The sequence below is a fragment of the Photobacterium sp. DA100 genome, from assembly GCF_029223585.1.
Taxonomy (GTDB): Bacteria; Pseudomonadota; Gammaproteobacteria; order Enterobacterales; family Vibrionaceae; genus Photobacterium.
Map to the genome: position 1 here is coordinate 1,344,469 of NZ_CP119423.1, position 14,315 is coordinate 1,358,783.

Sequence of the window (14,315 nt, forward strand, 5' to 3'; positions counted from 1 at the left end):
TTTGGGCTCAATCAATAGAGGTGTGGAACGATGAAGAAAATGAACTCGGCTTACCGCTTGCAAATCATCAAAGAAGTAGCGACCCGCCGCCGTTTGACGACCGGTGGCGATCCTATGGCCTGCCACATTTCGAGGTTGATTGAGTCTAACAAACAGGAATCAACACCAGTAGATAAGCACTACACGGGTTGTCATTATGATGATGCAATCGGCGGCTGGGTGAGTAATTTGTGGGACCAGAAAAAATAGTCTGAAAATGCTGTTGCATTAGTGGATCGGCGAGCGGCTTAGTGCCGCTCGATTGTTGTTAGTGGTGTAATTAAATTCGGATATTTGCTGGCACAACGGAGGCGACTCAGGTACATTTCTCCGGTCTTGAATTGTTAGGTCGTCCCATGAACTACGTAGAGTTAGATAACTATTCCCGCAAGTGGATTTTTACCCACGCATCAATGCCTGTTACCGAATCAGACTTGGCGCTAATCAAGCCGTTTACCCAAGCGCGCTCAGCCCAAATCTGGGGAGAGCATGTCAGCCGCCAAAGCCCGGATGCGGATCATTTCGAGAAAGGGGATTGGGCCCACAACGACAAGATTTGGTCACAAGCCATTGATTGGCAAGTCGCTTGGGATAGCGATGAGCCCGAATTGCCTGAAGAGATGCTGGCATTTCTGGACTGGGAAGATAACACCACCGTTTACTTCTGCTACGAAAAATACAATGTGATTGAAACAAAGTGGGATGTCTTTAAGCGCAACTGGAAGAACTTTCTATTTTTCGATGATGGCCCAATGCTGCTTGGACGTAAAAAATCACAGGCTGTTTGGTTCAGCTCTAAAGGCACGTTCCGTTTGGCCAACCGCTAACCAAGCATTGAAATGTTCATGAAAACACCGCCATTGCCTTGCACTGGCGGTGTTTTTTTGTGTCAGCCACAAGGCTGGCGCAGACCGCAAGATCACTTTCTGGCTGTGAGCAAATGATCGATGTGCCGTATTGCTTTTGACATATTTTGTGGCGACGAGTGGACGGAATGGTGGCTCGACAGCAGAGGTTGCAGCTGAGGCTTGCCGGTGGCGATAAATATTCTGGCTCCGAGACGACTGGTGCGGATTTCTATCGGTAGCGGGGACGGATTCAGCGTTGCCATTTGGTGGCGATGAAGTTGGTTACCGCTAATATAGACACTGCCAGAGCGCAAATAGACGAAACCGGCAAGTTGTTCCGGATCTGTCTCGAAGTACCAGCAGCCGTAAGGGGTGATCATGATATCGAGAAAGGTCATGGGGATACTGTAGGCCGCAGGGCTGGAGACGTCTTTATAGCTGCCAATAATGACTTTGGTTGTTGAGTCGTGCTCTTCGATGAGAGGGAGTTGTTGGGCGTGTAAGTAAAGACAGCTCGCAGGTGCCATCTCGATTTTTCCTGCCGGCAATACCGTACCAAGGCTGAATGATTCTATTTGGCCATTTTGCGGTGTCATGATCTCTTTATGAATGACGCCCTCGCCCGAGGTCATGATATGCACGTCTCCACTGGCGAGGGTGACATGGCTGCCGGTAGAGTCATGGTGGCTCAGTTGACCAATAACGGGGTAACTGACCGCATCGACCCCAGAGTGGCCCTGATAATCGAGTCGCTTAGCATGGATCAAGGCTTTGGCCGTGTAGTGATCCCACTGCACAAAGGGATTGAGTTGCTCAAGCTCTGACGGGTTGATAAAGGTTGTTTGTAGGCCACGCTTTTTGCCAAAACGGATTTTTTGTACGGTTCTTGTCTTTTTCATGGCATTGACCAATATCGTGATGCGACGATGAGCATGGCAGCAAAACCTGGAAAATATGCTGCAATCAAGAAATTGATACAATAAATCTTAGACCCAAGACCCGGGGTTCACCATGCTAATTTATGAAAAGAAACAGAATATTGACAATACAAAGAAATAAAGCGGAAACCCGATAGGATTTCCGCTTGGGGCTAACTCGTTATTAAAATGAACGGCTATATTGCAAGCCGACCAAGATGGCATCTGCACGTGTTGTGGCGCCGGTGATAGATGGTGCTTCCAGTTCTGGGGATAGTTTTTCGTCAAAGGTAACGTCTTGACCAACAAGGTATGTGAAACCAAAGTCGATGCTTTCTTTTTGGCTCAGATGGTAACTAAAACCAGCAGAGAACCATTGGCGGTCAGAGTCGGGTATAGAAATGGATTTCAAATCATCTGTGGCGGCGACGTCGTACATATAACCGGCTCGCAGAGTCCAGTCATTATTCAGATAGTAAGTACCACCGACTGAAATATGGCCCGCGTCTTTCCATTTGTATTCTTTTTCAATACCGCCAATATAGAGGGTATCAAAGGCACTCCATTCAACCCATTGCAAACTATAGTGGGCGGCAAATTTTTCGGTTAGGCGGTGATAACCTGAAAATTCTGCAATATCAGGCAAAGGCAGATCCATCGAGCTTGCGGTTTGCAGTCCGCCCATGACATCGCCTTTTGCCTCGACTGTCGGGCTGTAGCGGTAGCTGAGCCCGAAGCGATGGTTTTCGTTAACTTCATACACCAAGCCGGCATTCCAGCCCAGCGCGGTACCTGAGGCATCAACATCAAGTACATTCTGCTTCAGCTCGGTACAAAATAGCGGGCTGCCCATGACCGCAGGACAGACTGCGGCATCAAAGTCGCGAGATAGTTCACCTACGCCGTAGATGATATCCAGGCCAGCCCCAACACTGAAATGCTCATTCAGGCGATAAGACAGGCTGGCTCCTAAGTTCATGCTTTTCACACTGGTTTTACCGCCAAAAATAGAAGCGGCAAAGTCATCTTCGAATTCGGTTGTGGTGCCGAAGTTTGAGTAGGCCGACAACCCCCAAGCCCATTGGTCATTGATTGGCATGACCAAGTGCAGGTTCGGCACTAGCGAGTTACCGCCGATGTCATCGGTACCCGAAATATCGTAGCTGTTCGATTCTATAGCAAGGATTTCTCCGCTTGGACTAGCAATCACTTTAGGCTGGTGGTAAGTCCCTGACTTTACCTTAACGTCAGTCGCAATGACATTGAAGCCCAGGGAGAAGTTTGCCTCTTTGAACAAGGCCATGGCCGCCGGGTTACGGGCTGCGACGGATGCATTGTCGGCAATAACGGCATCACCCGCAAAGGCGCGGCCAAGTCCCGTTGCAGATTGGCTATTTAATTGGAACCCTGCAGCAAGCGAGGGGGTGGAGGATAGCGCAATAGCCGAAACTACTGCACAAGTTAACGGACGCTTCTTGAACATAGCTATATCTTATTAATTATTTAATTTGGCAAATTTATATTGCCTAGAATTTGTGATGGATTCTAGATTGCGTATTTATTTAAACAACTCCGACCAGATCTTCTTTGTGGTTTTGTGTGCTGATTTTTCTTTTGGTGTTAAATATCCAATGGATAATATTTGCTATATTTATCAACCCGTTTTTTTTATGTTTTAATCTAATGGTTATGATGTGATACCTGATGGTTAAATAACTTCAATTAAGATTGATGTATCTAATTATTTGACGGGTTTGCTGGTAATGTGTCTATATTGGGTGCGAGAGTTGAAAAGTGATATTTTTCTCATCAATAGTGCTGGGTCATATATTTGCTTGGTCTTTGTATCTAACTGTTTTTTATCATTCTTCTCCCCATTTTAAAACGTCAGACCAGTAAGGGTTGAGATTCTATTTAATTGGTTATCGAATATAATGAACATCCGCAAACGCCATATTTATGTGCTTTAAGATATTTTCTTTTGGCACGGTTATGGCTTTTAATTAAAAAACAAGAAGCATATAAAGACTATAATTATGAAAAATTATTCCCGCTCAATAATTGCAACAGGCATCGCGTTGGCCTTGGTTGCTTGTAATAATGATTCATCAACATCTGGTAAAGATAATCTTGCGCCATCTAATGTGGCCGTTAAGGTCGGGGATGCACAGGTAAAAGGTTTATTGGAAAAAATAAAGATTACGAATCTTGATAACCAAGCCGAAACGGTTGATGTTGAGGTGTATAAAGGCATTCGCTATGCAACAGCAAATCGATTCCAGCACAGTAAATTGGTTGAGCCTACAGAGCAGGTAGATGCTACAGCGTTTGGCGATATCTGTCCTCAGTTGGGCAATGAAGCGATTGCCCAGTCGGAAGATTGCTTAAGCTTGAATATCTGGCGTCCGACTGGGATCCCGGCCGGAAAAGAGCTTCCAGTCTATGTCTTCATCCATGGTGGCTCATTTGAAAGTGGTGCCGGGTCGTCGGCATTGAATCAGGCGGATACCATTGTAGCCCAAAGCATTTCAGATACCGCCTTGGGTGAGCGTGAAGCGCCATTCATTGCGGTGTCGTTGAACTACCGTGTTGGCTTGTTAGGCAGCAAGTGGGTTGACGCAGAGGTGAACCCTTACGGCGGCAACTACGGCATCGGCGATCAGAAGCGGGCGCTTGAGTGGGTCAACAAATATATCGCTCATTTTGGTGGCGACAGCAGCAATGTCACGGTGTTTGGCGAGAGTGCCGGTGCGATGTCGATTGGTATTTTGCAGCAGGATCAGGATGTTGCCGGTCCGTATTACCAGCGCGCCATTATGCAAAGCAACCCGTACGGTATTGCCTATAAAGATTATGGTTCGGCACAGCGCCTGCAAAATCAACTGGAACAACACGCACAGGACCAATTTGGCAAATCGCTGGCCGAACTGAGCTTGGCCGAGTTAAAGGAGGTTCAAGCCTATGCCAAACAGCCGACGCAGTTGGTGACCGGCCTTGTGACATCTTTCCCGGCGACATCTGGCTTCTTGCCATTTGCGCCATACATCGAAAGCAGGGAGAAGAGCCTTATCGGTGGTGGTAAGATCGACGGCTATCACATTGTCGGTCAGCCAATCCATACTGAATTTCACGTTCCTACCGTGGTTGGCTTTAACAGCGATGAAGCCAATATCTTTACCGCAATGCTTGATTGGATGTTCTTGTATAACATCACCACAGAGGATCCAGAGACCGGTGAACAAGTACCGGTTGTGATGCCAGATGTCTCGCAGACTGACACAACAAACATTAGTGCACCCAAAGAAGCGGTTATTTCGCTAATCAAAAAGTACTATTGGGCCGTCTGGGCAATTGATAAAGAGTTAGCTGCGCAGATGAAGGCAATTCAAAAAGAGCTGGAAGCTATACCGGATGAGGTGGTCACACGCCAAAACCTGTATCCGATCATTACCCGCCTGTTCCTTGGGCTTCAAAACCAAACAGCCAATAAAGCACTTGAATTCATTGACTATGCCGCGTTTGATGACAAGACGTTAACGGGCAAGGGTGAGGAAGGCGAGAAAGGTGCACTGGGCAATATTGGCCAGATCCGTAAACTGGCCAATGATCTGTTGTTTACCTGTGCCGCCCGCGAGGTGGTCGACAGGCAATCAACGAACCATGCGACGACCTTGTACCATTACGACTATACCTCCAGTATCAATATCTGGCCATTTGGTCATGGCATGATGGGGAATTTGGCCGCATTGAGTTGCAGCAATAGCAACGGTACCGGCAAGGCCTGCCATGCTTCGGAGTTGCCTTTTGTCTTTAACAAGGCGGTGAATATTGCCGGCGAGACGATCTACCCGAACCAGCAAGATCGCCAACTGATGAGCACCATGTCCCGCATTTGGTTTACGGATAAGTTGTTTGAGGGCTATCCGCGTAACAGTGCGGACAATGTACTGATGATTAATGCCGACGGTCAGTTTGTCGAGCAATTGGATTGGGGCAACACTTTGAATGCACCACAGGATGCCCGGTTGGGAAGCAGTATCTGTGAGGGTATTTCAGAGCAAGGTATTCTGTTTGATTACATGCCAAAATAACAACCGAATAGCCTGTTAATAAAAAGGAAAAAGCGGAAACCCTAAGGGTTTCCGCTTTTTATTTATCGGTTTTCTAATTTTGTTATCAGAAAGTGCGGCTGTATTGCAGTCCGACCAGGATCGCATCGGCGCGGGTGGTGGCCGAAACGCTGGTGCCAATTGGCCTATCTCCAATTTCGACACCCATAAACTCGTCAACCTGGGTGTCCTTGCCTATCAGGTAGGTGGCACCGAAATCGACATTCGAACGAGTGTCAATGCGGTAGGTGAAACCGGCTGACAGCCACTGGCGATCCGAATCCGGAATAGAAATTGACTTGATGTCATCCGTCGCCGCGACGTCGTACATGTAGCCGGCGCGCAGGATCCAGTCATTGTTCAGGTAATAGGTACCACCGACGGAAATGTGGCCAGCATCTTTCCAGGCGTATTCTTTTTCAATGCCACCCATGTAAAGGGTGTCAAAGGCGCTCCATTGCACCCACTGCACACTGTAGTGCGCGGCAAACTTGTCGTGCAAGCGGTGGTAACCCGAGAATTCAGCCATGTCCGGCAGTGGCATGTCCATTTTATCGGCGTTGCCAGCCACCGTGTTGACATCACCCTTGGCGGTGACGGTCGGGCTGTAGCGGTAGGAAAGGCCAAAACGGTGGTTGTCGTTAACTTCGTAAACCACACCAACATTACCACCGACGGCAAAGCCGGAGGCATCGACATCGAGGGCATTGAATTTGTGCGTATTGCACACTTCTTTAGGGGGGAGGCCTTCCAAACTACAAGACGCAAAATCGATATCACGCTTGAGTTTACCGATGCCATAAATCAGATCCAGGCCGGCACCGAAGCTCCACTGCTCGTTGAGGCGGTAGGAGAGGCTGGCACCGAAATTCATGCTTTTGATCTCGGTGGTACCGCCGAATACGGAAGCGGCAAAGTCATCTTTGAACTCAGTACCAGTACCGAAGTTGGAATAGGCAGACAGGCCCCAGGCCCACTGGTCATTGACCGGTACCACCAAATAGAAGTTAGGTACCACCGCGGTGCTGCCGATGCCGTCGGTACCGGAAATATCAATTTCGTTACTCCCCGGAATTGGTACTGGACCTACATTACTTACCTTAAATTGATTATAAGTACCGTCTTTGATACGCACATCAGTGTCGATCACGGTGAAGCCCAGTGACATACTGGTTTCTTTGAACATCGCCATGGTGGCCGGGTTGCGGGCCATGGCCGAGGCATTATCTGCAATAACAGCATCACCGGCAAAGGCGCGGCCAAGGCCGGTTGCAGATTGGCTATTGAGCTGGAAACCTGCTGCCATACTTTGTGCAGACGCAACAGAGAGTGCCGTTAATACAGCACAGGATAACAAACGCTTCTTGAACATATAGAGAATTCTTTTGTATTTATTTAATTTATAGTGATTAATGCATGGCATTAATTCGGGGGTGATTCTAGGTGGGAGTCCAATAACAACAAATCAGACCAGTTAACTCTATTTTGTTGAAATATTGTTGGGGTTATTAAATATGTTCGGAGAGGGCGTTTTCGCTAAATGCGTGAATTTGTAATTTATACTGGTATGGTAATTTAAATAAAGTAAAAGCTCTATATTGGTTATTTTAAAACAACTGTTGGTATTGCTGGTTTTTATCTTGTTGTATTTGTAGGCTTTATATGTTTTGCTGGGCGTTGGTAGCTATAAGTTGTTACTATGCTTGCTGTTTTTATTGTATGTGGTTCATTGTGTTTTATTCTTGATGATGTGTGTTCATATAAGGACGTAAGTCCTTGAAACTTATTTTTGCTTAATATGTGGTTGTTGTTTTTTTATTGTTACCAATAAGCGGAATGGTGCTTTTTCTTGGTTGAAAAAAATACAGCGCCATAAATGGTTGTTTAATATTTTATTACAAAATTATAGTCGGATAATAATTATTTTTTGTGTCGTCATTCCTTGACGTATGTTAGGTGGCTATAATTATCCGACTTATCTATTCAGGATAATTATATCCATTCTACATATACGACTTTGGCGGCAATCTGCTGCTGCTGGAACATCTTCAGCCAGCGGATTTGGTTACTCTGCAGCGTATCTCCGGGGCCCTTCACTTCAGCAAAGCAATACCGTCCCTCTTTGAACAAGATTAAATCGGGAAATCCGCTGCGGTTGCTTCTGGGGTCGAACAAAATCCGTCTGAAAATGGCGGTCAGTGCCTCTGGCGGGATGGCTGAAACGGCCTGGGTGATGATGTCTTCTGTGATGATTCCCCAGTGGATCCAGTCGTTGCTGATCCCTTGTTTGGCTTGAAATATCCCTAGCCAGTCAGTCCAATGTTTCGCTTCCAGCTCAGTCAGACGGCGGTCTATTTGCTGCTGGCGGCTGAGGTAGAAGTCGCGCGAAAACATATCTTTTGGCGATCGTTGAAACGGGTTGAGAAAGGCCCCTTGCTTAGCCGAGAAGATAATGTCCCACATGGCTAAACCGAATAAGCCACAGAGCAGGGTATTTTCGAGGAAATAAGGCTGCCATCCTTGTTGATGGTAGTAGGCGGCGACATCGAGTTCAACACAGGTGTGCTGCTGGTTTAGTTGAAGCAGCTCGCTGTCAAAGTTTGGTCTCTTTCTCGATGGCTGTTTGTCTCCCAGCTTGTTGAGCAAGCGATGGGTTAACACCTCGGCCACATCGGCTTCTTCCTCATTGTGTGGTGAATGCAGCATCTGTTTGGCGATAGCCAATGCCTGTGCCGTAGCGCCTTGCTTATCGAGGATTCTGACCTGCCGCTCTCGGGACGGCGCGCGCTCACTTTGCTGGTATAGCACACGGGCTTGTTCTAGCCGCTCGGGGGTGTGGTTGCCCAATCTTTCGATATCACGGGCGATATGATTGATAAGCCGTTGTCTTTTTTTCTCGGTGGGCGGCCACGAATAAGTGCCGGGCAAAGCGAATTGCATGTCAGCGATGGCCTGGATTTCCTTGGATTCCTTATGCTGCCAATACTGCTCAGTCATTGCCGACAGCACTAGCCAGTCTTCAATATCCTGGCGGCGGTTGAACAGGCGATAGGCAGAATCAATAGGGTAGTTTTCAAATCGCTGAATACCGATGTCGGCCAACACGAACTGGCTGAGATCCTGGTGGGTATTGCCAAAAAACAGTAAGAAGAATACCTCCAGGTGCTGGGTATGGTGTACTTCCAGTATCTGCCGGCTATGCTGGCTGAGAGCTGGCTGGTGGTTGATTACCTGCTCGACGAGATCGGGTTTTTTGGCTTGTTTGTTACTCGAGAGAAAATCAAAGCGGCTGATGAGCTCTGGTTTGGTATACAGGGCGCAAAACTCGCGATATGGAATAGTGTCTGGCTGCAAGGTGGCCATCCCGGTGCTGTTGAGCTCGGCCAAAGCATCAGGCAGCGGCGCTATCTCTGAGTATTGGAGTTTGTCACTGCGGAAATATGGTCCTTTGCGGCTTAGCAGCCTGATATAGAGACACTGCGCCGGTTTACTCAGTGCAATATAGGTGCGGTACCAGAGGTGCTCTTGGGGAGTGAGCAAGTCAGCATACTGCTCCACCACGGTGTTGACCAGGCAGTGGAAATTGTCACGGTAATAGGTAGCGGGTAGTTCGGGCGCATCATTACTTAACTTCAATGGCTTAGTAATTGCCTTGTTGTTAGAATTCAAATCATTGCCTCACAATGAAACGATTGGCTCAACCGGTGAAATCAAATCTTATTATCCAGTATTTTGCGCTTGTTTTGCTGTCTGTCTTGAGTTTTAGCACTGTTGCAGACCAAAGTTCAACATTTGTCAGCCGACAGCCTGATGGCATTGTCGGTGCTGTCTGTGTGATCCGCAATGGCGATAATTTAATCCTGTTATCGGAAGTGATCACCAACAAGTTGTCCCTGCCGGGCGGATACATCGATAAGGGGGATACTCCCGAGCAAGCAGCGGCGAGGGAAGCACTAGAAGAAACTGGTATCGAGGTCGATGTGGAACATCTGATCCAGTACCGGGGGCGGGCTGCCATTTTTGCCTGTAAAGCGACATCTCCCATCTTGGTTTCCTCGTTCAAGGATCACCGAGGCTATCTCATTGTGGCCTCGTGGTTTGCCAAGCACTATGCCACGGAAGTTGAGCGTGTGTACCTGATCGACCCGTCTGCGATTGAGGCTGGCGACTATCGGTACGTTGAAGATGCTGCCTTGTTACCCCAGTGGTTGGCTCAAACGCCTGAAAGTGAGATCAATATCTATGAGCGCTTTGCTTACCCCGGCAGTACCTTGCTTACAGTTCAGCTCGGCTGGATTGAGCAGTTCCAGCACCATGTCTCTACCTGGCCAGCCTCTTTGCAGTGGCTGTTTGAGGGGATGATGCATGGCGTCAGTGTGGTGGGTGAGCCATGGTTTGCCTTCATTATGGTGGTTATTGTGGCGGGGTATCTGAGAACGCCACTTCTGCTTGAAGTTGTCTTTTTATTCGTGGCCGCCTTGTTTGGTGCGTCTTTGTTCAAGCATGGACTGATGATGCCACGGCCATATTTTATTGTTCCCGAGTTGCAGCAGGTGAATGCTTACGGTTTTGGTTTTCCGAGTGTTCATATTTTGATGTCGACACTGCTGCTGGGCGTATGGGGTTACCTGTGGCAGGGCAAGCTTCCTCTTGCTTGGCAAAAGGCCGGGCTTGCCACAGTGATTATGCTACTGGTTTTGACTCAGGGTATTGCCAGGGTTTGGTTTGGCGTCCAGTTTATCAGTGACGTGATCCTTAGCCTGATGCTCAGTTTTGCCCTTGTGGCCATGTTCATTGTTTGGCGTACTGGGGGCTTTCCTTATTTCCAGCTGCAATTGACGAACCACTGGTTTTGGCTTGGATCTAGTGTATTGATCGGTATGGTTGCCAGTATTTCACTGGTGCCGCAGCAAGCTTATCTCTTTGCATTTGTATTGGGATGCTCGCTGGCGGTTGCCCCTGCGCTGCAGGTTAGTCAGCTTACCCCGGCGTTGTCGCGATACCGCAAAGTCGTGGCGAGCGTTATGGTATTGCTGGGAGCGTCAATTCTTTACAGCACGGCCAGCATGCTGGCGACAATGCAAACGGGAAGCCTGGTGGTGCTGGCGATAAAAGCGATGGGCTACCTAATGCTGGGTGCCTGGCTGGTGTATGGCTCCGCATGGGTGAGGGGGCAGCTCAGCCGTTTAAGGGTTCGGTTTTAGCGGATTGAAGCAGATACTTTTTTTCCCGATCGCGGTAGGGTAAAGTGTGATGATGACCCAATTATAAAGCCAGAGAGGCCAGTCGCCGTAGGATACGGCGTAACACTGGACAAGGAGAGCAATGTTACCTGCACTGACACATCAAAACGGTACTGACGAAGTAGTACTGTCGTTCCTGCAAGAACTCGAGAAATCGGGATTTTGTGGTGATATCGAAAGTTCGTATGCCAGCCGACTTGCGGTGGCGACGGATAATAGCGTTTACCAGCAACTGCCGCAGGCTGTTATCTTCCCGGCGCAAAACCAAGACTTGGTTGTTCTTGGTCAGTTGGCGCAAACCCAGCCATTTAGGTCTATTACGTTTTCGGCTCGAGGGGGCGGTACAGGCACCAATGGCCAGTCGCTGACACCCGGCATCGTGGTCGATTTGTCGCGGCATATGAATCAAGTGCTGGAAATTAACGTTGAGGAAGGCTGGGCAAGGGTCCAGACCGGCTTGGTGAAAGATCAGCTCAATGATGCCCTGCGTCCACATGGTTTCTTTTTCTCGCCCGATCTCTCGACCAGCAACCGGGCAACCATTGGGGGCATGATCAATACCGATGCTTCAGGCCAGGGGTCGTTGAAGTACGGCAAGACGTCAGATCATGTGCTGGGACTTAAGGCGGTTCTGGTTGATGGTTCAGTATTGGACACCGAGCCTTTGCCTAGTGATGTCATTCAAGAGTTGTCTGCAACAGAGGTGCTGGCCAATCAGGCCCTGAAAGTCTCCGAGCAGGTGTGCCGTGAAAAACGCGAGCAAATCGTCGACAAGTTTCCTTCGCTTAACCGTTTCCTCACGGGCTATGATCTCAAGAACGTGTTTGATGAAGCGCTCGGCCAGTTCGATATTGCTCGTTTGCTGTGCGGCTCGGAAGGCTCGCTGGCCTTTATCACCGAGGCCAGGCTCAACCTTACTCCCATTCCCAAATCCCGTACTCTGGTCAATATCAAATACGACAGCTTCGACTCCGCGCTGCGCAATGCCCCAATGATGGTCGAAGCCAAGGCACTGTCGGTGGAGACGGTGGACTCCCGGGTGCTTAATCTGGCCAAGCAGGACATCATCTGGCATACGGTGAGTGAGTTGATCACCGATGTGCCTAATCATGACATGCAGGGGATCAACATTGTCGAGTATGCCAGTAACGATGCTGAGGAAAACCAGCAACAAGTGACCGCATTGTGCCAGCGTTTGGACGAGATGCTCGCAAAGAAACAGCATGGGATCATTGGTTATCAGGTGTGCAATGAACTTGCTGATATCAACAAAATCTACAACATGCGCAAGAAAGCGGTGGGGCTGCTGGGGGCGGCAAAAGGCAGCAAGAAGCCGGTGCCTTTCGCCGAGGATACCTGTGTTCCGCCGGAGAATTTGGCTGATTTCATTGCCGAGTTCCGCCTGCTGCTGGATGAACACCAGTTGGATTACGGCATGTTTGGGCATGTCGATGCGGGGGTATTGCACGTCCGTCCGGCGCTAGACATGTGCGACCCTCAGCAGGAGAGGCTGATGAAGCAGATTTCCGATCAGGTGGTGGCACTGGTTGCGAAATATGGCGGCTTGATGTGGGGCGAGCACGGTAAAGGTTATCGCTCTGAGTACGGCCCTGCCTTCTTTGGCGACGAGCTCTTCACCGAGCTGCGGCGGATCAAAGCTGCGTTTGATCCCGATAACCGGATGAACCCCGGCAAGATATGTACGCCGCTCGACAGTAACGATGAGCTGGTGAAAGTCGATGGGGTAAAGCGCGGTTACTTTGACCGTCAGATCCCAGTTAAGGTACGTGATAGTTTCAAACAGGCGATGGAGTGCAACGGTAACGGCCTGTGCTTCAACTACGACACCAGCTCGCCGATGTGCCCGTCGATGAAAATTACGGCAGATCGCCGTCATTCACCCAAGGGGCGGGCCGGGCTGGTCAGAGAGTGGCTGCGCCAGCTTTCCGAGCAGGGGATTGATCCCCTAGAGCTAGAGAGAAGCCTGATGGATAGCTCCCCGTCGGTGAAGCAAATTATCGACCGGTTCAGGAACACCTTTGGTGGTAAGCGCAACGACTATGATTTTTCCCATGAGGTCATGGAGGCAATGAATGGCTGCTTGGCATGTAAGGCGTGTGCCAGCCAGTGCCCGATTAAAGTCGATGTTCCAAGCTTCCGCTCACGCTTCATGAACATCTACTACAGCCGTTATCAGCGCCCGGCCAAAGACTACCTGGTTGCTTACGTCGAGAGCTACTTGCCGCTAATGGCCAAGGCGCCGGCGACCTTCAATGCGATTATGCGCCCTAAGTGGTCGAAGAGCCTGACCGCCAAGACGATAGGCTATGTGGATATGCCAGCCCTGTCTGTCCCTACTTTGTTTGAAAGCCTGGATGGTCACCACGCGACGCGCTTTGACCTACAGTGGCTGCAGGCGCTGTCGGCGCGCGAGCGTCAGAATTACGTCCTTATTGTCCAGGACCCATTCACCAGCTATTACGACGCCGAAGTGGTTCGTGATTTGGTCTTCCTCGCCGAGAGGCTGGGTAAAAAGCCGATGCTGGTGCCGTTCAAGCCGAACGGAAAGGCCCAGCATGTGAAGGGCTTTTTGCGACAGTTTGCCAAAACAGCTAAAAGTACCGCCGGTTTTCTTAACCAGCTTGCCGAATTGGGGATTCCCATGGTGGGGGTGGATCCGGCGCTGGTGCTTTGCTACCGGGATGAATACACCGAAATCTTGGCCGGCCAGCGGGGCGGGTTCGAAGTGCTGACAGCACATGAATGGCTCCTTCCTTTGCTGGAGGAGAAGCCGGCTGCACCACAAGTCGCAGGTGATGACTGGTATCTGTTTGCCCACTGTACCGAGAAGACCAAGCTACCGAATGCAGAAAAAGAGTGGGGGACTATCTTCCGCCACTTTGGTGCCAACCTGATGCCGATTTCTGTCGGCTGTTGCGGGATGGCAGGGACATACGGCCACGAGAAGGATAAGCTCGAGACCTCGAAGGCGGTTTATGCACTGAGCTGGCAGCCGAATATTGCCCAGCTGGATCCCGATCGCTGCCTGGCAACCGGCTATTCTTGCCGCAGCCAAGCCAAACGGTTGGAGCATATAAAAATGAAGCATCCGGTGCAGGTTCTGTTGCGGATTTTGACTAGCCGCTGAGGCCCGTGTCT

Annotated in this window: 9 protein-coding genes; 5 read left to right on the top strand and 4 right to left on the bottom strand. The window is 49.5% G+C overall.

Features of this window, described 5'->3' with window-relative positions:
- Nucleotides 1–30: 30 nt before the first annotated feature.
- Both PTW35_RS06550 and PTW35_RS06555 read left to right on the top strand, forming a co-directional pair.
- Nucleotides 31–249, top strand: a complete 219-nt coding sequence (locus tag PTW35_RS06550; RefSeq protein WP_044623021.1) for a hypothetical protein — start codon at nt 31–33, stop codon at nt 247–249.
- Between the two features lie 146 nt (nt 250–395).
- Nucleotides 396–866, top strand: a complete 471-nt coding sequence (locus PTW35_RS06555; RefSeq protein WP_281027008.1) for a DUF2947 domain-containing protein — start codon at nt 396–398, stop codon at nt 864–866.
- A gap of 92 nt (nt 867–958) precedes the next feature.
- Here the strand turns inward: PTW35_RS06555 and PTW35_RS06560 are convergent, their stop codons facing one another.
- On the bottom strand, nt 959–1,786 hold the full coding sequence (locus PTW35_RS06560; RefSeq protein ID WP_281027009.1) for a pirin family protein: 828 nt from the start codon (nt 1,784–1,786) through the stop codon (nt 959–961).
- A gap of 202 nt (nt 1,787–1,988) precedes the next feature.
- A complete protein-coding gene (locus PTW35_RS06565; RefSeq protein ID WP_281027010.1) occupies nt 1,989–3,287 on the bottom strand; it encodes an outer membrane protein transport protein in 1,299 nt (432 codons plus the stop codon).
- 553 nt (nt 3,288–3,840) lie between these two features.
- Here PTW35_RS06565 and PTW35_RS06570 point away from each other — a divergent pair.
- On the top strand, nt 3,841–5,895 hold the full coding sequence (locus tag PTW35_RS06570; RefSeq protein ID WP_281027011.1) for a carboxylesterase family protein: 2,055 nt from the start codon (nt 3,841–3,843) through the stop codon (nt 5,893–5,895).
- Between the two features lie 85 nt (nt 5,896–5,980).
- Here the strand turns inward: PTW35_RS06570 and PTW35_RS06575 are convergent, their stop codons facing one another.
- Nucleotides 5,981–7,285 carry an outer membrane protein transport protein gene (locus PTW35_RS06575; protein ID WP_281027012.1) on the bottom strand — a complete coding sequence of 435 codons (1,305 nt, stop codon included), beginning with the start codon at nt 7,283–7,285 and terminating at the stop codon, nt 5,981–5,983.
- Between the two features lie 620 nt (nt 7,286–7,905).
- Complete coding sequence (locus PTW35_RS06580; RefSeq protein WP_281027013.1) at nt 7,906–9,582, bottom strand: VRR-NUC domain-containing protein; 1,677 nt, start codon at nt 9,580–9,582, stop codon at nt 7,906–7,908.
- 35 nt (nt 9,583–9,617) lie between these two features.
- Between PTW35_RS06580 and PTW35_RS06585 the strand changes: the two genes are divergently transcribed.
- Together PTW35_RS06585 and PTW35_RS06590 are read left to right on the top strand one after the other, a co-directional pair.
- Nucleotides 9,618–11,117 carry a phosphatase PAP2 family protein gene (locus tag PTW35_RS06585; RefSeq protein WP_281027014.1) on the top strand — a complete coding sequence of 500 codons (1,500 nt, stop codon included), beginning with the start codon at nt 9,618–9,620 and terminating at the stop codon, nt 11,115–11,117.
- A gap of 121 nt (nt 11,118–11,238) precedes the next feature.
- Entirely contained in the window at nt 11,239–14,304 is a 3,066-nt protein-coding gene (locus PTW35_RS06590) for an FAD-binding and (Fe-S)-binding domain-containing protein (protein WP_281027015.1), read from the top strand.
- Nucleotides 14,305–14,315 lie beyond the last annotated feature (11 nt).

Bases quoted from the DNA above. Each gene is read 5' to 3' on its own strand.
- PTW35_RS06590 (WP_281027015.1), top strand. From the start codon at position 11,239: ATGTTACCTGCACTGACACATCAAAACGGTACTGACGAAGTAGTACTG.
- PTW35_RS06550 (WP_044623021.1), top strand. From the start codon at position 31: ATGAAGAAAATGAACTCGGCTTACCGCTTGCAAATCATCAAAGAAGTA.
- PTW35_RS06565 (WP_281027010.1), bottom strand. From the start codon at position 3,287: ATGTTCAAGAAGCGTCCGTTAACTTGTGCAGTAGTTTCGGCTATTGCG.
- PTW35_RS06560 (WP_281027009.1), bottom strand. From the start codon at position 1,786: ATGAAAAAGACAAGAACCGTACAAAAAATCCGTTTTGGCAAAAAGCGT.
- PTW35_RS06555 (WP_281027008.1), top strand. From the start codon at position 396: ATGAACTACGTAGAGTTAGATAACTATTCCCGCAAGTGGATTTTTACC.
- PTW35_RS06570 (WP_281027011.1), top strand. From the start codon at position 3,841: ATGAAAAATTATTCCCGCTCAATAATTGCAACAGGCATCGCGTTGGCC.
- PTW35_RS06575 (WP_281027012.1), bottom strand. From the start codon at position 7,285: ATGTTCAAGAAGCGTTTGTTATCCTGTGCTGTATTAACGGCACTCTCT.